The organism is Vibrio agarilyticus (genome assembly GCF_012641465.1).
Taxonomy (GTDB): domain Bacteria; phylum Pseudomonadota; class Gammaproteobacteria; order Enterobacterales; family Vibrionaceae; genus Vibrio; species Vibrio agarilyticus.
Map to the genome: position 1 here is coordinate 269,408 of NZ_JABAIK010000002.1, position 21,823 is coordinate 291,230.

Below are 21,823 nucleotides of genomic sequence, written 5' to 3' on the forward strand. Positions count from 1 at the left end.
GCATAATACTCAGCCCTTTTATAAGAGACTTCACTCATGACCACAGCCTCCTTTTCCACTTTGCCGCTGCGCCGCGAGCTACTAGAGACACTCAACTCACTTGAGTATCACCAAATGACGCCGATTCAGCAGCAAGCGCTACCTGAGTTACTCAGTGGTCATGACATCATTGGCCAAGGCAAAACTGGCTCAGGCAAAACAGCGACCTTTGCGCTTGGCGTATTAAGTAATCTTAATGTGCAGCGTTTTCGCGTTCAGTCTCTAGTGCTTTGCCCTACTCGAGAGCTTGCCGACCAAGTTGCGCAAGAAATCCGCACCTTAGCGCGCGGCATTCACAACATCAAAGTGCTGACGCTCTGTGGTGGCATGCCGATGGGGCCACAAATTGGCTCGCTCGAGCATGGCGCGCATATTTTGGTTGGGACACCGGGCCGAATTCTTGATCATTTGACCAAAGGTCGAATTCAGCTCAATGAACTCAACACGCTGGTACTTGACGAAGCGGATCGCATGCTGGAAATGGGATTTCAAGAAGCCCTTGATGCCATCATTGCGGCCACACCGCCATCACGCCAAACCTTGTTGTTTAGTGCAACATTCCCCGATCAAATCGAAGCGATTGCGGCGCGAATTACGCGCGATGCCCGCTGGATCAAAGTCGAAAGCCAGCATAGCACCAGCACCATCGAGCAATTTTTCTACCAATTGGACGATGATAAAGCGCGTGATAATGCATTAGAAAGCTTGCTGCACCACTATCGTCCCGAATCCTCAGTGGTGTTTTGCAATACCAAAAAACAGGTGCTGGATGTGACCGATGAGCTGGCTCATCGCGGCTTTAGTGTTGTTGAGTTGCATGGCGATATGGAACAACGTGAACGCGACCAAGCACTGGTGATGTTTGCCAACAAAAGTGTCTCGGTATTGGTTGCAACCGACGTTGCCGCGCGCGGTTTGGACGTCGATAACTTAGATGCCGTGTTTAACTTTGAGCTATCACGAGATCCTGAAGTGCACGTTCACCGTATTGGCCGCACTGGGCGCGCAGGCGCTGAAGGCAAAGCCTTTAGTTTCTTTGCCGATAAAGAGCGCTACCGTTTGGAACGCATTGCCGATTATATGACCCTTAGCATTAATGAATCGACCGTGCCAGAAAAGCATCAATGGCGCCCTCTTATTGCGCCCATGCGCACCATTCAGATTTTGGGTGGCAAAAAAGCCAAAGTGCGAGCAGGTGACATTTTGGGCTCTCTAACCAAAGAAGCCGGAATCGATGGAAAACGGATTGGCAAAATTAATATTATGGCGATGGTCTCTTATGTTGCTGTCGCTCATGATGTTGCCGATAAAGCGCTCAAACAGTTACAAAATGGTCGAATGAAAGGTCGCCAGTTCAAAGCTCGGTTAATGCGCAGCAATTAATCAAGACACGACTTGAGTATTCCCAAACATAGAACGCATAAAGTTCGCGCAAAAAACCATACAATATGTCATGATTTAACCTCAAAGATAGGATGTCACGGAGTCGTGGTGCCCACTGAGTCTATAAAAGACCTATTCCCAACCACTTGAAGAGGCAGGTGCACTGCAACTTCAAGTGGAAAGAGTATCAGTGCGGCTGACTCATTTGAGGCGTTAATGAACCGCAGTATTAACTTTAAATTTATTCTTATAGCTTGCCTTATCATCAGCATCGGGCAACTCTCGATGGGCTTGGTGTTTCCCTCGCTGCCATGGATAGCCAAAGATTTTGGGATCTCACTTGAACACGCGCAATTACTTGTCAGCGCCTACCTGCTCGGTTTTGGCCCATCACAATTTCTTTACGGTCCTATCTCCGATTCGCTCGGGCGCAAAAAGGTGTTGTTATTTGGCTTAACCATTGCGCTGCTTGGTTTAGCTGCGATCATTTTGTGGCGTGATTCGTTTAGCGGCATGGTAGCAGGGCGATTTTTACAAGGTTTGGGCACCGGTTGCTGCGCCGTATTGGCCCGCGCATCGGTACGAGACAAATTTAATGGTAATGACTTGCCTTTGGCGCTCTCCTACGTTGCTATGGTGGCCTCAATCACACCTGTGATAGCGCCAGTGCTGGGCGGCTTTATTAATTATCACTATGGCTGGTTGCAAGTGTTTACCTCTCTTTTTGGCTACGTGCTATTTGCCGCTCTGGTAATAAGCTTCAAGTTCAAAGAGAGCCTTCACCAACCGTCGCCTTTGCCAAGCGTACCTAAAATGGCGCGCACATATCTTGACCTGCTTCGTTCGCGCTACTTTCTCAGCTTTGCCAGCATCAGTTGGCTCAACTTTAGCTTGATGATCACGACGGTATCGGTGATGCCCTTTATTATGCAAAATCGCATCGGCATGACGTCGGATGAATACGCGATGTGGGCGGTGATCCCCGCGATTGGTATGCTGATGGGCAGTGCTTTTTGCAATCGGGTTCGGCCCATTATCGGCACCAAAGCCATGCTTTTTTGGACTCCGGCACTGCATGTGACCGCGGCGATCTGGTGGTATTTTTGCCCGTTAGAGCCGCTGTATTTGATGATAGGTCAATGGATCATGATTTTTGGTAACGCCATTGCATTGCCGTGTTCACAGACTATGGTGATGTTGCCGTATCAAAGACAAGCGGGCGCGGCGGCCGCTATGTCTGGAGGCGGGCAGATGATCGCCTCGTCGTTAGTCAGTATGGCATTGGTGCGTTTGGGGCTCGACAGCGTTGATGATTTGTCCCTCGTCTTGGTACTGTTTGCCCTCATCACGACCACCAATATCGTGCGCGGGTTCAATGCGGAGGCACCACAAGAGAGTCATATCAAGCCTGATTAAGCTGCTCAAGTTGCGATAAGGTCAAACTGGCCAGTTGACGAAATTCACCACACGACTGAGATTTAGGCGCTTTGGCCAAAATATTGCTCAGCGCAGCAACCGACTCTTGTAACGCCAAATCAAAACAGACGTAGGACGAAAGCAATTTGCTGCCCAGCATATCTTCCAAAATTAAGGTTAATTCACGGGCAATACGCGCGTTGTAGCGGCACATATTGAGCACATAACGGGTGCGAGTGGCATACTGCTGCTCCACCAATTGACGCGCCAGCAACGTCACCGTGCCCGGTGATGGGTTGACCACCACTAATGGCAAATCGACCAAATGCGCCAATTGCTTGCCATCAAACTGATTTGGTAACAAAACAATGGTGTGTTCAAAACGTTCTCGAGCAGTCACAAGCATCGATTGCAACGCATTAAGCAGTTCAAGTGAAGAAAGTGCGGCGGTACCAAAGGGGAGAAAATAGGTGCCAAGCGGGCTTTTATACAAGCCCTCTTGCCAACGTTGGTTCACCGCGTAATGCGGCGCCCAACCGATATCAGGATGTTCATGTCGACCAAACCACATGCCCATTAAGTTGCGGCTGTCTGCTTCAATGATTAATACACGCTGATGCAGATCGGTGTGCGCAGCGGCAAGATTGGCGGCAATCGTACTACTTCCAACGCCCCAATTTGCTCCTTGAACTGAAATGATGCCCATAGCCTTTATCCTTTATCGTCACCGCGCCCAGCTACAAGTATTTTCGATCTCCCTCGCTTTTGCTATTTTTTCGGTGATTTCAGCGTTTTTGTATTAGGCTCAAAGAAATCGTTTGTGACCACAAAGGAGCCCTTCGCGCATGATCCAACAAATCATCGGCATTCAAGATTGGCACGTGTTGCAATCGCTGATCCTTCGTCATTGGCAACTGCCGCTGATTCACCATCAATTTGATCAATTTGCTTCCCAGCTCAGCATTGAGACCATTAGCCAACAGTTGCGCGCATTAGATCAAGGCGAAGCAGCAATTGGTATTTTAGAACACGATTTTTCCGCCTGTTACTGTCCCGACCATGACATTGAAATGGCGCAATTTTTCCACGACTTTGCTCAGCTCAATTTGCCTCAAGGGCACACCCTGCTGTTACTGGCGCCAAATATGATCACAAGCGAGGAGTTCAATCGCCTATTAAGTCACTTGCGCCAACTCGAGCACCATTACACGCTGCTTTGCCTGAATGACTCACTCAACCCCATACTTGGTGGGGATTACGAGGCGTTTCGCTTTGAAAACCATTGCGTTGCCACATTTCATGTCAGTGACGAGAGACAATGGCTTAAGGTTGTGACCTACCAAGTGAGTGACCACCAACTTGCCGACAAAGTCATTTCGTTAACTGGCGAGGCGCCAAAAACCAATATTGCCAATCCACTGCCAACCTTTATTGCCACTGAAGCCGCGTCATTAGCGTTTATTGATGAACACCGTTATCAGCCGATTGAAAGCGTTGCCGCACTTCGCGGTCGTCTTATGGTTTGCCAACAAGCGGTTGCGGTACTGAGTGCCGCCAATCACAACGATCTTATTACCCTGGCAGAGCAGGTAAACGATCTCAAACACCGTTTTGGCGCCGAGTTACGCATCATTATCAAAGAGATCAAGCCTTGCATTCGCTACCCTGATTTCCATTTACTGATCAATTCTGGCGTGCAGGCGATTGTCGATCATCGTAAATCTGAAGGGCAGTTATACGACCAAATTCAGCTGGCTTATCGTTGCGAAATGGCTCATTTTGCCTCGCAAGTCTCAGAGTTGGTTGCACAATATCATGTGCCGTTTAGTCAAACCGGACGACTGGAATTTGGCGCCTTTAAAGCTTTAATTGCCGATGCGATAGACACTCTCGATAGCACCCAATTGGAATACGCTTTGGTCGAGTTGATCCCTTTTTCCTCAATCGACATTGCTCATGCAGCGCACTACTGTCACATGCGCCGGCAGGGTGATGTTTATACGCAAGCCGATGGCCGTTTATTGCTGTTTTTCCCTTCATTGCGCCGCGCCGATTTGCATCAAGCGCTGGCGCATGCGTTTGATGTAAAAATCGCTGATCTCTTTGCTAACCAGCATTTTTATCTTAATAAAAACGCAATTCTTGAGCAGCTTGCCACGATCAATCACGTCGACAAGCGTTGGTATCAAGAAACCCAAAACGACAACTCAAGTGCCGAGCCTCAAGTCACTCGTTACGCAAAAAAAATAGCGTGGGATGAAGTATGACAACCGATGATCTTTTTTGGATAGCGATCATTTTCACCTTAATAGGCATTACGATTGCGATGGTCACGCCGCCTTTGCTGCATGGTATTTATTGGCTGTATCGCCGATTATTCCACCGACCACGGCACTTAAAGAAGACCCGTTTTTCCACCAGTAAAAGGACGTCGCTATGAGCCACCATAAGCACCATGATCCAACGACAGCTCAAAACAATGCAGACTCCGTAGATTGGGGCCTGATCAAACTCAGTGAAAATCGTGCGTTCAACGGTTGGCATCAACGTTTTAGTCATCGCTCTCAATGCAATCGCAGCGAAATGTGTTTCTCGGTGTTTCTGCCGCCCAAAGTTGAGGACAACCATCAAGTGCCTGTGGTGTACTGGCTTTCCGGTCTCACTTGTACTGATGAAAATTTTATGCAAAAAGCAGGAGCGTTTCGTATTGCCGCCGATTTAGGCTTGGCGATTGTGGTGCCAGACACAAGCCCACGCGGAGAATCGGTCGCCGATGATCCCAGTTATGATCTTGGCCAAGGGGCTGGGTTTTACGTCAATGCCATTCAGCAGCCTTGGGCTGAACACTACCAAATGTACGATTATGTTACCCAAGAGTTACCGCAAATCATTGAGGCAAATTTTCCCGTAACGTCACGACGTTCGATTGCCGGGCACAGTATGGGTGGGCACGGCGCGTTAGTCATTGGTCTGCGCAACGCTCATCGTTACCGCTCGATATCTGCGCTCAGTCCTATTTGCAACCCGATGGAGTGCCATTGGGGACAAAAGGCCTTTAGCACTTACCTTGGCCCTTTAAAAGCCAGTTGGTTTGAATACGATGCCAGTGAGTTGCTCAAGCAGCATGGCACCGCCCTGCCCATCTTGATCGACCAAGGAGAGCAAGATGAGTTTCTCAACGACCAACTACGCCCAAACACATTGCTTGACGCGTTGCCTGTAGAAAATGATCGCCTCACTTTAACGCTGCACCCATTTTACGATCACAGCTACTATTTCGTGGCGTCTTTTATCGAACAACATTTGCGCTTTCATGCGCGATTTTTGCTGTAATGTCTAGTCAGACGGGTACATACCCAAGTAACCTCAAGATGCACGGTTCAACGAGAGTGATTTGGGTATAACACCTCCACATGCAACTCAATTATACTCAGCTCTTGATCTGTAACGGTAAAGCTTCATGAAAAAACTGACACTGACATTGGCGCTTGTTGGCATCACCATTGCGGTCGCCGCCGCACTGCTGTTTCTCCCGACACACACCACGCTAGGCAAAGAAGTGCTCTCTAAACCGATCGCTGAAGAGTTTAAACTGGTCGGCTATCGCTCCCTCAGCACCGATCCGGCGACCACAGGTCAGATCCACTACTTTGTGGTTGGTCTTGATGCCAATGTTGATGAACTGACACCCTTTTTGATCACGACCGATCGCTTTGTGCGAGTATCCGCAGTGGAAGAAAACAGCTTTCATCTGACCATTAACGGGAAAATCAGCGCCTATCACAACGATCTTTGGGTGAAACGCAGCAACGGAACCGTCAAACACTGGCGCGTTAGCGCTGATGCTAACTACCAGCGTTAACAAAAACGCATTACTGGTGTTTCAAGAGCAAACGGGTACAATCGCGCTTCGATCCTTATCCAAGCCACTCGTGTTACGGTTGCTCATGCACACTTTGCCTAATAGTCACTCACCCGAACGTCTCTTTACCCGTTTTGAAACGTCGGTTGAAGCCGTTGAGCGCCCACAGGCGTTCACTTTCCCATTTTATTACCAGCCGCACCCGCTCAGCCAAATCGCAGCGCAAGAGCTGCAACGCAGGCTGTTACAGCCTACGCAGTGGCAACATAATTTTGGGTCAGTGGCCATGGCGCGCAATCACAGTGATGATGCGCTTCAAGCATTAAACCAGCCATCCAACGGCGCAAGCGACACCCTTGCCGAGCTTGAGCCCATCGGCAAAATGTTTGGCGTGCTTGTGGTCGAAAATATTCATGGTGAGCTTGGTTATCTCTGCGCATTTTCGGGCAAGTTAGCAGAGCAAAATTGGTTACCTGGTTTTGTGCCGCCTGTGTATGACATGCTGGATCCTAATGGTTTTTTCGCTCAAGAAAGCACTGAAATTAACGCTATCACTGAGACATTGATGCGACTTGAGCAAGACCCAACACTTGCCACCGTTCAGAGCACGCTTGAGCGAGAGCGCGCCGATTATCACCTTGCCGAGCAAGCGCTGCGACAAAGAATCATTACTCAGCGAGCGGCACGCAAAAAAATCAGAGCCGATGCCGATCCGCACGATAAAGTGGCTTTTGATGCCCTGATGGCACGCCTTGGCAAGGAGAGTGTCGCCGAGAAAAATAGCCTCAAGCATCTTAAAGCCGCATGGGACGAAAAAATTCACGCCACAGAGCAGGCCCTTGCGATAGAGCAGCAAAAACTATCAGCGCTACGCTCAGAGCGTAAACACCGTTCTAACGCATTGCAGCATCGCCTTTTTGCTCACTATCAATTTCACAATGCGCAAGGGGAAATACGCGATCTCAATACTCTCTTCGCGAGCACGGCCACTCCAACGCCACCAGCGGGATCAGGCGAGTGCGCTGCACCTAAATTGCTCAATTACGCTTATCAGCACGGCTTGAAACCGATCGCGATGGCTGAATTTTGGTGGGGTGCATCCCCCAAATCAGAGATTCGCCAACACGGCCATTTCTACCCCTCATGTCAAAGTAAATGCCACCCGATCCTCACATTTATGCTGAAGGGACTCACGGTCGAACCTAACCCATTAGAGCAAGCTTGGGCCACCGATTTACCACTTGAGATTGTCTATCAAGATGAGGCTATGGTGGTGGTGAATAAACCGTCAGGTCTGCTTTCGGTTCCAGGAAAAACGATTCAAGACAGTGCTTATCAACGTTTGGTCGACCAATTTCCTGAGGCCGAAGGAGTGTTTGTTGTGCATCGGCTCGATATGGCAACCTCCGGTCTTTTGGTCTTTGCGCTCACTCGTCGCGCCAACAAGCAGTTACAAAAACAATTTATTACTCGGCAAGCTCAAAAGCGCTACGTCGCCGTAATTGAAGGGGAATTGCACCAACAACACGGCCAAATTGATCTGCCAATGCGAGGAGATTTGTATGACAGGCCAAGGCAGTTGATCTGTTTTGAACACGGCAAGCCAGCGCTCACCACATGGGAGCGAATTGACTGCCAAAACGGGCGCACGGCGGTGTATCTCTACCCTCACACAGGCCGAACGCATCAACTTCGTGTTCACTGCGCTCATCAACTAGGGCTCAATATGCCGATTGTCGGCGATGGCCTCTACGGCCAACGCGATACTCGCTTGCATTTGCATGCGGAGCAGCTGTCCCTTACCCACCCGTATCACCATACACCGATGACCTTTGAGGCGAGTGCCGATTTTATGAGTGCGTTTGCAACTCACAACAAACAAGACGACATGCGATAAAAATGCGATGGCGCTAGCTTTCTTAACAACTTTATTACCATCAATGACGTATTTAGTGTTTAATGGAACGACATTTTCGCAACATGTCGAACGTTATGAGCTACCCGCCTCGCCAAAGAAGGCTCAATACAACCTCCGCAACGGTGCAAAAATTTCAGCGTCGCGAACGGGCACTACGCCGTTTGCGCCTGATGCTATTAATTATTATGTCAATTGTGACAACCTTAACCGCCTACTATGGTTACATCGTCTACCGAGCGCAATTTGAGCCTAGCTATGTCTATGGTGAGTGGATCGAAATTGGCACGCCACATTATGACACTGAGCGATTGATGTTTGACCAATATGGCGTTAAGCGTGATAACAAACGCATTGCCACTGGCTACGACTTTGATGGTAAAGAGATCATCGTTAACACAGGCCGTGGTCGACAAATTTACCGCCTTACTGGGAACAGCGACTCCCCACAATTGCAGCGTATTCACCCGCGTACCCCAGTGCAGCAATTTGTCAAAGCTGGATTTGAGCACACGGTTGAGCGCAGCGCAGATGCAGTATCTACGAGACGAGAAGCGGTTAGTAGCCACTTTCGCAATCAGAAATAGTGCGTTCTTTATAGATATTGAGATTGATATACCCAAGTGACCTCAAGATGCTGGATTCAGAGCCGACTCACAGGGCTGAGAGCAAGGCAAACAACGCAGCGAAATAGCGAGTCTATTTTCAAGTTGTTTAACGCACTTTCTTACAACAAAAAGCGGTTCAGTGATTGGCTCCCAAAGGGCGAGCTGTCTTGGCTCATCAGCTTTGTTGACGCTTTTCGATTGAGAGCCACTCAATCTTCAAATCCTCGCCTTACCGACAAACCAAGTCATTCTCGCTGAACCATGCATCTTGAGGTTACTTGGGTATACAGCGCATCAAAGGCCGCAAATACCGCAGGCGATGACATGACGCGGCCATGCCCTAACCCTTGAGTGCTGATGAGTTTCACATTTTCCATCTCTGAGGCCGCTTTTGCTGACACGGCATGGCTGGTGAAACGGTCCTGCTCATCATGCACAATGATCGATTGTGCGGCGCGAGCGGCCAATTTACGATAGGGATCAATCGACTCAAGTGGGTAGTTAAACTGCTGCTCGATGTCGGTGATCACCGCATGAAACAAGCGCATTGAATAGCCTGAGCGCTCGATACTGCCAAACAAATTATCAATGTAATCTAACGCTGGCGCGATAAGCAGCAGAGGCTTATCGTGCAATTTAGCATCGCTCGACTCTATCGCAGAGACGGTTCCCATACTATGAGCCACCACACCTGCAATGCTTGACTCTTGCGCTAGCACCGCCTCAAGCCCGGCAACAAACGCAGGTATGTGGCCAAACTTTCCTTCACTTTGCCCGTGACCTGGATGATCGTAAGCCAATGCCGTAAATCCGGCCTGTGCGATATGTTCCATCAGTGGAAAAAACTGATTCGCATTCCCTGACCAGCCGTGAGTCAATACCCAGACAGGTCCGGTTCCTAAACGGTAAGTTTGCAAGCTGCCTTCGCGCCCGACCACCGAATCTACGACCATCTCTTTAGGCATAGTATGGCGCAATTGGGTTTTCATCGGTGTTAGCAACAGCTTTTGCGCGGTACGTTTCGCATGACGCGGCGCAAGACGATGATGCAATCGCGTTGAAAGATTAATCAAGCGACGTTTGAGCCGGCGTCCCTGATTGGGATTAAAATAAATTTTTTCGCTCATGAGGCATCCTTTCCATTTAGCACGACCGTGCTTTTTTACATTAAAAATTTTTACTTTATAGCCAAACAAGTTGGCGTTGTAGGTATACCCAAGTAACCTCAAGATGCATGGTTCAGCGAGCATGACTTGGTTTATCAGTGAGGCGAGGATTTGAAGATTGAGTGGTTCTCAATCGAAAATCGTCAACAAAGCTGATGAGCCAAGACAGCTCGCCCTTTGGGAGCCAGTCACTGAACCGATAGCTGTGTTAAACAACTTGAAAATAGACTGGCTATTTCGCTGCGTTGTTTGCCTTGCTCTCAGCCCAGTGAGCTGGCTCTGAATCCAGCATCTTGAGGTCACTTGGGTATAGAGAATAATCACGCCGACGCCAACGGCACAATAACCCGTCCACACCTTGCCAAAAGTGCGCCTGACTCGACTTTGCGTTCTCAAGAGAATAAAAGACGTGCGCTGCGAGGTAGAGGCCATAAAGTTCAAAAGTGGCTTGCTTGGCATTGAGTTGCGAACAAAATTCCCCATTTCGCTGTCCTTTTTCGATTTGAATCTGCAAATAGTCAAGCCATTGGTGTACCGCAGCATGCAGCGCCTGTTGCAAAGGATCATCGCCAACTTGCCCATCCTGCCACGCGTCGAGAAACATACAGCGGCCATGAAACGCGTAATTCCAATCCAGCCATAGAGCAAGCAATTGACGCAATTTGCGCTCGATAGGGTCATCGCCTAACGCCCTTGCCGGACTTATCACACGCTCTGCAAAGGTTTGATTGGCGAATTCTAAAACCGCCAATTGCAAATTCTGCTTTGATTGAAAATGCGCAAATAGACCACTTTTCGAGAGCGAGCAACGTTTTGCAAGTGCGCCAATGGTTAAGCTATCTAAACCACTCTCACTCGCCATGGCAAAGCCTTGGGTCAAAATATGATCTTTCGTCAGAGTTCCTTTTTTCATTCGCCCTTTATAGCACGGTCGTGCTTTTATTCAACTCAGACCAGATCTCACACTTAACTGCTTGCTATTGTAGAGCCTTTTATAGACCACCTCTAGCATGCACAATTTTCGTGCATCACTTCCCCAGATTGAATCAAACGGCCGTGATCAACTGAATACCATTAATTCAATGGCCCTCCAGTTATTCTCTTAATATCAGGTTCACTCTAGCGCGTAATGAAATCTTTACATTTTTGGCATGCAAATTGCGTTAGTGAACTTCACATAGTAAACCCTATGAAATTCAGACGATAAGAAAAACTAACATGTAACGTCATTACCAAGAGTAGAAGCGTTTATCCAACCAAATCGACGGATAGAGACATTGCTCATTAACATCGAAAAGGATCTCGTATGCTTAAAACGCTCAGCTCAATATCACTTCTCGCCACGCTTAGTTTGTCTGCCTTTGCTGCCGATAAAGTTACGTTTCAACTCGACTGGCTACCTGCTGGTGAGAAGGCTCCTGTTTATGTCGGCATTGATAAAGGGATCTTTGCCAAACACGATCTAGAAGTCAGTATCAATTCAGGCAGAGGCTATCACAAAACTCGCCGCGGGTATTTCGGACGTGGGTTCCGCTGATATCTCAGCCCTGCTTGTTGCTAAAGCGAACAACGATGTACCTGTATCAGCTGTCTATTCGGTGTTTAGTCAGGCACCCCATGCATTTTTTGTTGTAGATGATGGAACGATCAACTCGATAAAGGACATCAAAGGAAAACGGGTCGCAACGTCCCCCTTCACTTCATCGAACCTTTATCTTCCAATAGTATTAAATCACAGCGGCTTGTCTAAAGATGACATTAAACTCACCAAAGCTGATCCTGGCGCATTAGGGCCAATGCTCGCAACGGGCAACACTGATGTCGTAATAGCGTGGATAACAAATACAGAAGCACTTAAAAGTCAGGCCAAACAAGCTGGTAAAACACTTAAGGTTTTACCGTGGCACCAAGCTGGTTTAGAACAATACGCAACCACACTACTTGCCAGTGACCGCTTTCTATCAGAACGTTCCGATGTCGCGAAACGCTTTATCAAGGCCTTTGAAGAAGCGGTAGCATATACCTGGGAGAACCCAGTTGAAAGCGCAAAATCAATTCACAAAATTGTGCCTGAAGTAGATGTGAAAGTCGCGACGAATACGATCACTTCTATTTATAGTTTGGTTTACAACCCAATCAGTGAGACTTCTAAGTTAGGCCAATTTGATTCCAAGCACTTGGCATTAACATGGAAATGGGCATCAGCAGCACAAGGGATCGATGAGGCGAGTTTTGATCCAGAGGAAGCAATAAACCGTGCATTTTTAACGGAGGTCAAATAATGGCTGCGTTTGTTGAATTTAAGGCGGTGTCACATACCTACGTGACGGACAATGGAAAAATGGTACCGGCTCTAAAAGATGTCAATTTCACTATTGAAAGAAATCAGTTTATTGCAGTAGTTGGACCGTCCGGCTGCGGTAAATCGACACTTCTTCGATTGTTGTCTGGGTTGATTCCTGCTACTCACGGCGAAGTATCAGCTTTTGGTCATCAGATTACTGAACCAAGGGACGACATTGGTATCGTGTTTCAAAAGCCGACGTTATTACCTTGGCTAAGCATTTTAGATAACGTTTTATTTCCACTTAGACACAAATTTAATTTTGTTAACGAAAAAGACAAGCAACGTGCAAATGAACTCATCGATATCGTAGGCCTCCGAGATTTCGTGTCACAACGACCTGATGAGCTATCAGGTGGCATGCAGCAACGCATCGGCATTGCCCGAGCGTTACTGCTCGATCCAGAAATCCTTATCATGGATGAACCATTTTCGGCACTTGATGCGTTAACCCGCGAAGATATGGGATTCGAACTGCAAAGAATTTGGCAAGAAAAGCCTAAAACAGTTCTATTCATTACCCACTCAATTTCTGAAGCTGTTTTACTTGCTGATAAAGTTCTCGTTATGAGTGAAAGGCCAGGAACAATTGCAGAAGAAATGGAAATTAATCTTCCTAGACCACGAAACGCAGACACCATTCAGCAGTCTGAATTTACCAATTACACCGCTCGTATACGCAAATATATTTATGAACCTCAATCTAAATCTGCCGAAAAATCTGCAGGCAAAAATGAAATCAAAACTGTAGCTTAAGAGGTGAATATGACAAAAACAATTAAACGATATTTGCCGCTGTTCTCGTTAACAATGATATTACCTTCATGGGAGTTACTCTGTTTTGCAGGCTCGATCCCCTCCTATATACTCCCTGCCCCATCTGATATTGTGCAAGCCTTTGCTGCCGTCGAAGCAGATCGTTGGCTACGTCATTTATGGGCTACCCTATATATCGCCATTGTGGGGTTTATAATCTCCATCGTGGTCAGTATTCCAATAGCTGTTGCTATGGTGCGGTCTGAGTATCTAAGCAAGACTATTTACCCAATGCTGGTTGTCATTCAATCGACACCCGTTGTCGCTATTGCACCATTGTTGATTGTAATTTTAGGAACCGGAGATGCACCACGTCTCGCGATTACCTTCTTAATTACTTTCTTTCCATTGGTAGTAGCCGCAACAACGGGAATGCAGGCAACACCGAAAGAATTAATTGAGCTTTCTAAATCATTAAAAGCAAAACCCACTAGAGAAATTTGGCAGATAAGATTGCCCTATGCCATCCCATACATTTTTAGTGGCCTTAAAGTATCGATCACTCTTGCGATTATTGGGGCGGTCATTGCAGAATTTGTTGCGGCGGAAGAAGGACTTGGTTATTTCATCCAATTTTCGACATCTTATTTTAAGATCCCACAAGCATTTGCATCTTTAGCGGTACTTTCCTTAATCAGTTTAGTTTTATTTCATAGTATTAAACTTATCCAAAAAAGTTTTTTCTACTGGAGTTTAGATGAATAGAAATAAACTTAAATATTTAATGATAATAAGTGGAAATGTTTGTAATTAAAATTAATCCATTAGTTAATAATAAATATAACATATCAAATAACTTAAGATTAATCTCTTAATAGCACTTTTTGTCGAGAATCTATATAAATATTCATTAAACTAACGCTTAATTAACAAAACCAAATATAAGGATTATTTATGAGCGCTACCCAACTAGATCTTGAGATATTACGCAAAACGATAGATATTTCTGAAAAAATCGCCGCTCAAGGAATCCACCCTTTTGCAGCAATACTAGCTGACAAAGAGGGTAACGTACTGATGGAGCAAGTTAACGCATATCACCCTTATCACGATATGACAGGTCATGCAGAACGAGTATTAATGACTCGCGCAAGTAAAACATGGCGACCGGAATTTCTTGCTGAATGCACCATGTATGTATCTGCAGAACCCTGCTGTATGTGTGCAGGTTCGGCTTATTGGGCAGGATTAGGGAGAATAGTTTACGCCTGTTCTGAACATCGATTAAAGCAGATCACTGGCAATCACCCTGAAAATCCGACTCTAGATTTACCTTGCCGAACCGTATTTTCATCGGGACAAAGAGAGGTTGAAGTAATCGGTCCTTTATTGGAAGAAGAGGCTGCGAAAGTTCATTTGGACTTCTGGCGTCAAATTTCACCAGAAGCAGAAGCAGAAGCAGAAGCAGAAGCAGAAGCAGAAGCGTCGAGTCTAGTGGATGCAGATAAAAAATTCGCGATGTAGTTTACTGCTATATTTTATTTAATTATGAAAAACAAATCGAGACAAATATATACTAATGCATATTTGTCTCGATAAAATCAACCATGAACTTATTTATTTGGTTTGGATAGTTCACTATCAAACCAATTAAAATAATCTATCGCGCCTTGCTTTCCAGAATTCACTAATGCTTGTTTTTTTTGATTGGGCAAATCAAAATCCGTTGTTTTAACGCCTAAAGTATCTATATAAACTGTTCTTGCCCAGTCATCACTATGTAAATGATTACTCTGTTGTGCTTCCAAAAGCGTATTTATCATAGCCCAACTATAAGAAAAGAAATCATCGATATTTTCACGTTTCGGTTCCGCTTGATCTCTGAATACTGATATTTCTTCCTTAGTATCCAATCGAAAACCCAACGTTTCCTTATTATATATATACTTAGATATAGGTCTAGCAAGGTGCGAGATTTCGGTGTTGAGTCGAGAATAATAATCAGTATCTCTTAACGAATCCGATCTGGCATATTTTTCTCTATCAAACAGCTTAATCGGGTAGTTATTTAGTAATCCACCATCTACATATACATCTCCGCGGATATTTCTCTTTGCAGCAAAAAATAGAGGTATAGACATTGATATTCGTACCGCATCAGCAACACAGATTCTCGGGGTATGCTCTGCCGAAAAGACTTCTGAAAATGAAGTTGATAAGTTGGTACCCATAAAATACAGTGACTTAAAACCTCTTGCCTCTTTCAGTGCCTCAAGATCAGCAAAAGTAGATTCACTGTTTCCTGTCTTTTCTTTAATTAATTTACCAATCCAGCTCCTAAAGTAATCCCCTTTATACCAACCATATTCGTTGATTAATCTGTTAGTATCTCGAACAACTCCCCATGAATCGTCCATAAATTCATTAAAATCTAATGACCATAAAATGTCATTTGTTTCATCAAGTGTGTAGCCAAGCCCTAGAAGAATCGCGTTTATAGCACCCGCAGATGTTCCCCCAATCCTTTCTATTTTTTCAGTAATACCCTTGCTTTCTAGAACTTCAAGCGCTCCTAAGTAAGCAATTCCTTTTACGCCCCCACCTTCAAAAACGAAATTTTTGAAATTATAAGACATCACCACTCCTTTCACTGTCTGCAATAAATCGAAAACTTAACATTACGTTAACAAAATATTCAACAAAAAAACAAGCCTAGCGCCTCAATAAAATAGGTCATTTTTTCTGCAAGACTAAATTCACACCACATCTGTTTTTAATTGGAGAGTGAGCAATAGTTTGAGCTGTCACTATTCGTGACCTGTTTCGAGAATGCGCCACAATGTTTGTACAACATGCACCAAACTTGTTGCAGTCGATTGCGTTTTCACAGTGCTTAAGACAGTCTTCTATGCCGAAACTACTTGAGAATTCAGGTAATCGGAAAACGAACGAAACCTCTGAGCACTTCGTCAACATAGATAAACTATGTGATGAGGTTTATCAGAACCAACCAACACCCCTGCTACTTCAAGCGGGATGCGTATACATTACTTTTTATCGGCTTTGCTATGACTGAAAACTCAACCCAACATATTGCCAGCTTTGATCTGGCCCGACTTATCGCCATTGTGGCCATTGTCGGTCTTCATTGCCAAATGGCACTTACCTATTGGCAATTGGACGGCGTTCCATGGGTGGGCTATATCATTAACCAGTGTGCGCGATTTGCTGTACCACTGTTTTTTATCATTGCGGGCTTCTTAATCGCGCCAAAAGTATCAAAAACGCCAATCAGTACCCTCAAACGTTATAGCGCCCCCTTACTTAAAGTTTGGCTGATCTGGAGTGTGATTTATTTGCTTGTGCCTTTGCGCTGGCACCTGGTTCTTTCTGAAGGCTACTTAGCCGAACGCCAAGCCTATTGGCAATACCTATTGAGTCAGCCGCTAAATAGCGCTTTAGAAGGGGGAATGGTGCATTTATGGTTTATTCCGGCGCTGGTCTGTGGGGTAGCAATAATTGCTCTCATGGCGCGTTATCGGCTCCTCGCGTGGCTATTGCCGCTCAGCATAGCACTTTACTTCTATGGTGTTATGGCAGGTAGCTATATCACTTTGACTGAATGGCCAGCTCCATTTTTTACTCGAAATGGACCATTTTTTGCGACGCTGATGATCGCAATAGGGTTTACCATAGCCCTGCGCCACTGGCGACTTTCTTCGCTGACAGCCGTCATACTGACCGTGATAGGCATGGCTCTTCATTTTACGGAAGCTCGCTGGTTAATGAATGCGAACGTGGCGTTCAATAGTCATGATTTTTTGTTCGGTACGCCATTGTGGGCCTGTGGGTTATTTCTATTGCTGCTAAATTATCCCAATATTGGCGCTGTTCCTTGGGTAACAAAGCTCACGCCGCATATTCTTGGCGTTTACGTACTGCATTTGCTTTTGATCATCGTATTGATGAACCTGCTTGGTCTGAATGGGATTTCAGATCTGGCTCGAGATGTTATTTTGTTCCCCTCTGCGCTCTGTTTGAGTTTTATCACCGTCAAAGCACTTAGCAAGACACCATTGCGGTCGGTTTTATTGCGTTAAAACCGAGCTGCCGTGATACCACATTCCGCTCGAGTTGCGGTGAGAACGCAAAATCACCTCAATTCGAGCTGGGAGCCAGCTCGCATTTTATATTTTTGGCTGACTTGTCGCGCAAGAAAACCCTTTATGGCGTCACAAAATGGCCGACCGCAATTAATTACAATGTTGTCAACAATAAAAACAACAACGGAGAAATGATGATGTGGTTAGCCCAAGACCCCGTTCCGCTGCTTGAACTGAGCACGTGGATATCTTATGGCTTATATGGTATCGCAGCACTTTGCGGTGTGGTCGGATTGTACAGCCTCAAATGAAATATGACTTTATCACGCTAGGCAAACGCGCAAAACTCACTTCCAATGCCGTTTGCCACTATTCTCGATAATTAATCTCAATACCCAATTTCAATAACTAAAGCGGCACCGAAATGATGCCAATATTTCCTTCACGCCGATACTGACTCAGGCGTCATTTTATCATCATAAGTAACTTTATCATTATAAGTAACGATGCAATTGCGCCCTTTTTGCTTGGCTTGATACATCGCAACATCGGTATCGCCAATCAAACTCGAAAAATCTTGGTTTGGCTGCTGAACGGCAAGACCAATACTCACGGACAGAGCGCCCATACGAGCATTGAGCGGTGGCATGGCGTGAATCGCGACACGAATTCGCTCGGCAATAACTTGCGCATCCTTTAATGTGGTGCTGGGTAAAATAATCAAAAACTCTTCGCCACCATAACGAATCGCCACATCATTGACGCGAACATGCATGCGAATTTGCTCTGACACTTGAGAAATCACTTGATCGCCAGTCAAATGACCAAACTGGTCGTTGATCGATTTAAATCTATCAATATCACACATCATTGCCACAAGCGGTCTGTCATCTTCAAACGTTGCATTGGCCATCTTCGCAGCGATTTTATCCATGCCTCGTCGGTTATAAAGCGACGTTAAATTATCACGCATTGATAAAGATTCCACCGAACGCATCAAACGGCCATTCACTAGCCAAACTAAGTTAAACGACATTGCCATGATAAGAAACATAGAGGCAAGATAAGGCACCTGATGCATCCACCCTGCGCTCATATAGTGGTTCAGCTCTCCGTGATACAGCACCATTCCAGTGCGAATAAACATGGTTAAAGCAACTCCCGCAAAGACAGTAGCTAAAATGTTGCGAGGAAATGCACTGTCCACCGCTTTGCCGCGATAAATAACCACGCTCGTCAATAATTGAGTGATACCCAAATGCAAGCTAACAAGGGCAACTCGAGCGTTTATTGAAGGCTGATAAAAAAGAAAATAAACCAAACCAAGCAATACCCCCAATAAACCAATTGCGGAGATCACTCCAAATACATTATCACTGAGTCGAAATCGGCTAAAACCAAATAAAGCGAGTGTCATGCCACAGCACAATAGCAAGTTTGCAGCAATAACCGAGCTCCAAATGGGAATCGCGCCGCGCAAGAAAATCAGACCAACACCAACAGACATGGCAATTTGTGCCCATGCGACTAGATTGATCCCTTGGTAGTGGCGCTGCTCACGATGAAAAAACCATAAGCCAGCACCAAAGCAAAGAGCAAAAAAAGAGACCAGAAAACTCACCGTTCGCATATCAAGTTCTGGCATGCCTGCCTCCTTTATTATTCTTTATACCCAAGTGACCTCAAGATGCTGGATTCAGAGTCAGCTCACAGGGCTGAGAGCAAGGCAAACAACGCAGCGAAATAGGAGTCTATTTTCAAGTTGTTTAACGCACTTTCGTTACAACAAAAAGCGGTTCAGTGACTGGCTCCCAACGGGCGAACGTTGTTGGCAGCGCTTACCCTGGCTCATTCGCGACGCTGAATTTTCTGACTATCGGCATAGATAAACGCCATCGCTGACTCTGAATGAAGGCCAAAATGAGTGCCTTCGATACCAATTGCCATATTAAGTTATCGCAATGCAGATAAATTAATAATTTCACAAAAAATATGCAACGATTTGTTGTTATCAAATAACATTTGAAACACTTTAAAGTGCCGTGGAATTTAAGACGCAGGGCTGATGATAACGTGATGACACTCTTGGTTAATATGCCAAGTTACGCTAAACTCGGCCTTCGATATACCCAAGTCATTCTCGCTCAACCTCGCATCTTGAGATTACTTGGGTATGTGAGTCCCCGTAGTTAAATGGATATAACGAGATCCTCCTAAGATTTAGTTGCAGGTTCGATTCCTGCCGGGGACGCCATTTTTTCGTCAATAAGCACGCTATAACACTAATATTTGACGCCTTCTAACAACAGCAGTTTTTGTTTGCGTTCAAGCCCACCCGCGTAACCTGTGAGTTGACCATTTTTACCAATCACGCGATGACACGGCACAATGACCGCAAGCGGGTTTTTTCCATTTGCCATCCCTACTGCGCGAACCGCTTTTTCATTATCAATCGCTTGGGCGAGCTGTAAGTAGCTCCATGTCTCGCCGTAAGGGATCGTCGTTAAGGCTTGCCACACCTCTTGCTGAAAAGCGGTGCCTTGTATATCGAGTGGTAAATCAAACTGCTGTCGCTGCTGTGAAAAATATTGCGTTAACTGCGTCGCTGCCGCCACTAAAAGTGGATGTTCAGGCTGCCATTGCCCGGCATTAGCCGGTATACGAGTCCAAAGTGGAAACCACGCCCCAGTTAGACCTTGTTCGCTCGTTTGTAGCGTCATTTCGCCCAACGGCGTGGCAACATGGCGGTAATAACGTGGGCCGTTCAGGCCCGTTCTGTGTTTCATCAACCCCATTATGACAAACTCCAAAGGTGAAATGTGGCATAGCTACCCCAAGGTGCTACGCTCTGCCGATTGAGTGATGGGAATTGCTGCGAGCGCTTTTTCACTAACAAGTCCCCTTCGAGATAACAGTTGGGATCGCCCGCCCCTCGCAACTGTGCATAGTGGACAGTCCAAGGGCCGATCCCTTTAATCGCAATCCAAGCAGACGGTTCACTCTCACCATGCGTCACAACCCATTCAGCCAAACGCTTTAATGTCTCTCGCCGTGATGTGGGCATTTTTAGACAGCTTAAATCAGAGTCAATCACTTGCTGCGGTGTTGGAAACTGCCGCTCTCGCTCATGACTGAGCTCGGCAACCAAACGGTTGAGTTGAGTCACCGCGCTTTTGACCGTCACTTGCTGCCCCAAAATAGCTCGAACACCCGCCTCCCAAAGGCTGCCGGCACCTGGAATTCGTAAGCCCGTATGTTGGACTAACCCTGGCGCCACTTGGTTTAGATGCGCTTCAATCACATCGGTATCACAATCAAGATCAAACCGTTGCCGCACCAATCGAATCAAAATAGGCAAGTGGTGCGCGTAAGTCACGCGAAATTGCATAACTAATGTTCCCGGCTTTAGTGGCGTCACCTCAAACCATGCAGATGCTTGCTCAATCTGGCAATAGCGCGCGTAACTGTGCTCTGTCACTTTTTCCAATCCATCCACTGCGCGTTTGGCCAAAAAGTCCAGCGTATAACGCCAATTCAGCTGACCACGATAATGCAGCAATACTTGATTATCGGTCAGCCTATCTGGTGCCTCTCGACGCACTTGCGAGGGAGATAAATGCAACTGTTTTTTAAATGCATCATTAAAGCGTCGTGTACTGTGAAATCCTGAAGCCAAACCGATTTGAGTCACACTCAGGGCACTGTTATGCAAAAGTGATTTGGCAAACATCAGTTGGTGATAGAGGGAATATTGCTTTGGTGACATGCCAATTTGTTGCTGAAATAACATTCGCAGATAACGATCACTGACGCCCAAACGCTCAGCCAGCTGAGGAAGCGATTGAGTCACCAATGCGCCCTGTTCAATCAAATGTTGCGCGCGAGCCACCGTGGTCTGTGTGCCTCGCCATGCCCAAGAGTCTGGCGCGCTCTCTGGGCGGCAACGTAAACAAGGACGATAGCCCGCATTCAACGCTTGTGCAGCCAGCGCAAAATATTGGACATGAGACTCTTTGGCGAGCGGAGACGGGCAAATCGGCCGACAAAAAATGCCTGTCGTCGATATCGCGACAAAAAAACGACCATCGAAACGAGGGTCTCGCGCCATTCTGGCACGATGACACGCTTGCAGTGGCAGTTCTGAAGTGGCTGAGCCAATACCGTTACCCGTCAAATTTGAAATACGCTTCACTCGTTGCTCCTTAGTGATGCCCAAGTAACCTCAAGATGC

Annotated in this window: 20 protein-coding genes, 1 tRNA gene and 1 pseudogene; 15 read left to right on the forward strand and 7 right to left on the reverse strand. The window is 46.3% G+C overall.

The features are described from left to right. The first annotated feature begins 36 nt into the window (after positions 1–36). Both dbpA and HGP28_RS03140 read left to right on the forward strand, forming a co-directional pair. Positions 37–1,422: an ATP-dependent RNA helicase DbpA gene (gene dbpA / locus HGP28_RS03135; RefSeq protein ID WP_168834978.1), complete on the forward strand. Its 1,386-nt coding sequence runs from the start codon at positions 37–39 to the stop codon at positions 1,420–1,422. Positions 1,423–1,638: 216 nt separating this feature from the next. Next, the gene (locus HGP28_RS03140; protein WP_168834979.1) at positions 1,639–2,838 is read left to right on the forward strand and encodes a multidrug effflux MFS transporter; all 1,200 of its coding nucleotides are present in this window, start codon (positions 1,639–1,641) and stop codon (positions 2,836–2,838) included. Here HGP28_RS03140 and HGP28_RS03145 read toward each other — a convergent pair. Then, on the reverse strand, positions 2,825–3,544 hold the full coding sequence (locus tag HGP28_RS03145; protein ID WP_168834980.1) for a cellulose synthase operon protein YhjQ/BcsQ: 720 nt from the start codon (positions 3,542–3,544) through the stop codon (positions 2,825–2,827). The genes HGP28_RS03140 and HGP28_RS03145 overlap by 14 nt on opposite strands. 139 nt (positions 3,545–3,683) lie before the next feature. Here HGP28_RS03145 and HGP28_RS03150 point away from each other — a divergent pair, with 139 nt between their 5' ends. From HGP28_RS03150 to HGP28_RS03175, 6 genes are all read left to right on the forward strand, one after another. Then, positions 3,684–5,105, forward strand: coding sequence for a BcsE family c-di-GMP-binding protein (locus HGP28_RS03150; protein WP_168834981.1), 1,422 nt, complete (start codon positions 3,684–3,686; stop codon positions 5,103–5,105). Positions 5,106–5,121: 16 nt separating this feature from the next. After that, entirely contained in the window at positions 5,122–5,262 is a 141-nt protein-coding gene (locus HGP28_RS03155) for a hypothetical protein (protein WP_168834982.1), read from the forward strand. A gap of 12 nt (positions 5,263–5,274) precedes the next feature. After that, positions 5,275–6,171 carry an S-formylglutathione hydrolase gene (fghA, locus tag HGP28_RS03160; protein ID WP_168834983.1) on the forward strand — a complete coding sequence of 299 codons (897 nt, stop codon included), beginning with the start codon at positions 5,275–5,277 and terminating at the stop codon, positions 6,169–6,171. A 127-nt stretch (positions 6,172–6,298) separates the two neighbouring features. After that, positions 6,299–6,700 (forward strand): hypothetical protein, encoded by a 402-nt coding sequence (locus tag HGP28_RS03165; RefSeq protein ID WP_168834984.1) that lies wholly within the window; start codon positions 6,299–6,301, stop codon positions 6,698–6,700. Between the two features lie 85 nt (positions 6,701–6,785). Further along, a complete protein-coding gene (locus HGP28_RS03170) occupies positions 6,786–8,597 on the forward strand; it encodes an RluA family pseudouridine synthase (protein WP_168834985.1) in 1,812 nt (603 codons plus the stop codon). A gap of 62 nt (positions 8,598–8,659) precedes the next feature. Next, positions 8,660–9,202, forward strand: coding sequence for a DUF2850 domain-containing protein (locus HGP28_RS03175; protein ID WP_246225518.1), 543 nt, complete (start codon positions 8,660–8,662; stop codon positions 9,200–9,202). A 266-nt stretch (positions 9,203–9,468) separates the two neighbouring features. On the opposite strand, the gene HGP28_RS03180 is transcribed toward HGP28_RS03175, so the two are convergent. Together HGP28_RS03180 and HGP28_RS03185 are read right to left on the reverse strand one after the other, a co-directional pair. Further along, the gene (locus tag HGP28_RS03180) at positions 9,469–10,350 is read right to left on the reverse strand and encodes an alpha/beta hydrolase (RefSeq protein WP_168834986.1); all 882 of its coding nucleotides are present in this window, start codon (positions 10,348–10,350) and stop codon (positions 9,469–9,471) included. A 364-nt stretch (positions 10,351–10,714) separates the two neighbouring features. Beyond that, positions 10,715–11,302: pseudogene (locus HGP28_RS03185) on the reverse strand (TetR/AcrR family transcriptional regulator); the annotation flags it as partial. 393 nt (positions 11,303–11,695) lie between these two features. On the opposite strand from HGP28_RS03185, the gene HGP28_RS19160 reads away from it, so the two are divergent. From HGP28_RS19160 to HGP28_RS03205, 5 genes are all read left to right on the forward strand, one after another. Further along, a complete protein-coding gene (locus HGP28_RS19160) occupies positions 11,696–11,926 on the forward strand; it encodes a hypothetical protein (protein ID WP_246225519.1) in 231 nt (76 codons plus the stop codon). Then, positions 11,913–12,671, forward strand: coding sequence for an ABC transporter substrate-binding protein (locus tag HGP28_RS03190; RefSeq protein ID WP_343033789.1), 759 nt, complete (start codon positions 11,913–11,915; stop codon positions 12,669–12,671). The genes HGP28_RS19160 and HGP28_RS03190 overlap by 14 nt, the downstream gene beginning before the upstream one ends. Further along, positions 12,671–13,489 (forward strand): ABC transporter ATP-binding protein, encoded by an 819-nt coding sequence (locus HGP28_RS03195; RefSeq protein ID WP_168834988.1) that lies wholly within the window; start codon positions 12,671–12,673, stop codon positions 13,487–13,489. The genes HGP28_RS03190 and HGP28_RS03195 overlap by 1 nt, the downstream gene beginning before the upstream one ends. A 9-nt stretch (positions 13,490–13,498) precedes the next feature. After that, complete coding sequence (locus HGP28_RS03200) at positions 13,499–14,254, forward strand: ABC transporter permease (protein ID WP_168834989.1); 756 nt, start codon at positions 13,499–13,501, stop codon at positions 14,252–14,254. Positions 14,255–14,443: 189 nt separating this feature from the next. Continuing rightward, on the forward strand, positions 14,444–15,013 hold the full coding sequence (locus HGP28_RS03205) for a nucleoside deaminase (protein WP_168834990.1): 570 nt from the start codon (positions 14,444–14,446) through the stop codon (positions 15,011–15,013). An 89-nt stretch (positions 15,014–15,102) separates the two neighbouring features. On the opposite strand, the gene HGP28_RS03210 is transcribed toward HGP28_RS03205, so the two are convergent. Beyond that, positions 15,103–16,125, reverse strand: coding sequence for a patatin-like phospholipase family protein (locus tag HGP28_RS03210; protein WP_168834991.1), 1,023 nt, complete (start codon positions 16,123–16,125; stop codon positions 15,103–15,105). Between the two features lie 432 nt (positions 16,126–16,557). Between HGP28_RS03210 and HGP28_RS03215 the strand changes: the two genes are divergently transcribed. Next, positions 16,558–17,589 (forward strand): acyltransferase, encoded by a 1,032-nt coding sequence (locus HGP28_RS03215; RefSeq protein ID WP_168834992.1) that lies wholly within the window; start codon positions 16,558–16,560, stop codon positions 17,587–17,589. Positions 17,590–18,034: 445 nt separating this feature from the next. Here HGP28_RS03215 and HGP28_RS03220 read toward each other — a convergent pair whose 3' ends face one another. Continuing rightward, complete coding sequence (locus tag HGP28_RS03220; protein WP_168834993.1) at positions 18,035–19,237, reverse strand: GGDEF domain-containing protein; 1,203 nt, start codon at positions 19,235–19,237, stop codon at positions 18,035–18,037. Positions 19,238–19,771: 534 nt separating this feature from the next. Here HGP28_RS03220 and HGP28_RS03225 point away from each other — a divergent pair. After that, positions 19,772–19,846, forward strand: a tRNA-Arg gene (locus tag HGP28_RS03225). 28 nt (positions 19,847–19,874) lie between these two features. Here the strand turns inward: HGP28_RS03225 and HGP28_RS03230 are convergent. Continuing rightward, positions 19,875–20,378, reverse strand: coding sequence for a methylated-DNA--[protein]-cysteine S-methyltransferase (locus HGP28_RS03230; RefSeq protein WP_168834994.1), 504 nt, complete (start codon positions 20,376–20,378; stop codon positions 19,875–19,877). Positions 20,379–20,386: 8 nt separating this feature from the next. Beyond that, entirely contained in the window at positions 20,387–21,784 is a 1,398-nt protein-coding gene (locus HGP28_RS03235; protein WP_439333826.1) for an Ada metal-binding domain-containing protein, read from the reverse strand. Positions 21,785–21,823: the final 39 nt, after the last annotated feature.

Bases quoted from the DNA above. Each gene is read 5' to 3' on its own strand.
- HGP28_RS03145 (WP_168834980.1), bottom strand. From the start codon at position 3,544: ATGGGCATCATTTCAGTTCAAGGAGCAAATTGGGGCGTTGGAAGTAGT.
- HGP28_RS03180 (WP_168834986.1), bottom strand. From the start codon at position 10,350: ATGAGCGAAAAAATTTATTTTAATCCCAATCAGGGACGCCGGCTCAAA.
- HGP28_RS03170 (WP_168834985.1), top strand. From the start codon at position 6,786: ATGCACACTTTGCCTAATAGTCACTCACCCGAACGTCTCTTTACCCGT.
- HGP28_RS03195 (WP_168834988.1), top strand. From the start codon at position 12,671: ATGGCTGCGTTTGTTGAATTTAAGGCGGTGTCACATACCTACGTGACG.
- HGP28_RS03150 (WP_168834981.1), top strand. From the start codon at position 3,684: ATGATCCAACAAATCATCGGCATTCAAGATTGGCACGTGTTGCAATCG.
- HGP28_RS03205 (WP_168834990.1), top strand. From the start codon at position 14,444: ATGAGCGCTACCCAACTAGATCTTGAGATATTACGCAAAACGATAGAT.
- HGP28_RS03230 (WP_168834994.1), bottom strand. From the start codon at position 20,378: ATGAAACACAGAACGGGCCTGAACGGCCCACGTTATTACCGCCATGTT.
- HGP28_RS03175 (WP_246225518.1), top strand. From the start codon at position 8,660: ATGGAACGACATTTTCGCAACATGTCGAACGTTATGAGCTACCCGCCT.
- HGP28_RS03220 (WP_168834993.1), bottom strand. From the start codon at position 19,237: ATGCCAGAACTTGATATGCGAACGGTGAGTTTTCTGGTCTCTTTTTTT.
- HGP28_RS03165 (WP_168834984.1), top strand. From the start codon at position 6,299: ATGAAAAAACTGACACTGACATTGGCGCTTGTTGGCATCACCATTGCG.
- HGP28_RS03215 (WP_168834992.1), top strand. From the start codon at position 16,558: ATGACTGAAAACTCAACCCAACATATTGCCAGCTTTGATCTGGCCCGA.
- fghA (WP_168834983.1), top strand. From the start codon at position 5,275: ATGAGCCACCATAAGCACCATGATCCAACGACAGCTCAAAACAATGCA.
- HGP28_RS19160 (WP_246225519.1), top strand. From the start codon at position 11,696: ATGCTTAAAACGCTCAGCTCAATATCACTTCTCGCCACGCTTAGTTTG.
- HGP28_RS03200 (WP_168834989.1), top strand. From the start codon at position 13,499: ATGACAAAAACAATTAAACGATATTTGCCGCTGTTCTCGTTAACAATG.
- HGP28_RS03210 (WP_168834991.1), bottom strand. From the start codon at position 16,125: ATGTCTTATAATTTCAAAAATTTCGTTTTTGAAGGTGGGGGCGTAAAA.
- dbpA (WP_168834978.1), top strand. From the start codon at position 37: ATGACCACAGCCTCCTTTTCCACTTTGCCGCTGCGCCGCGAGCTACTA.
- HGP28_RS03140 (WP_168834979.1), top strand. From the start codon at position 1,639: ATGAACCGCAGTATTAACTTTAAATTTATTCTTATAGCTTGCCTTATC.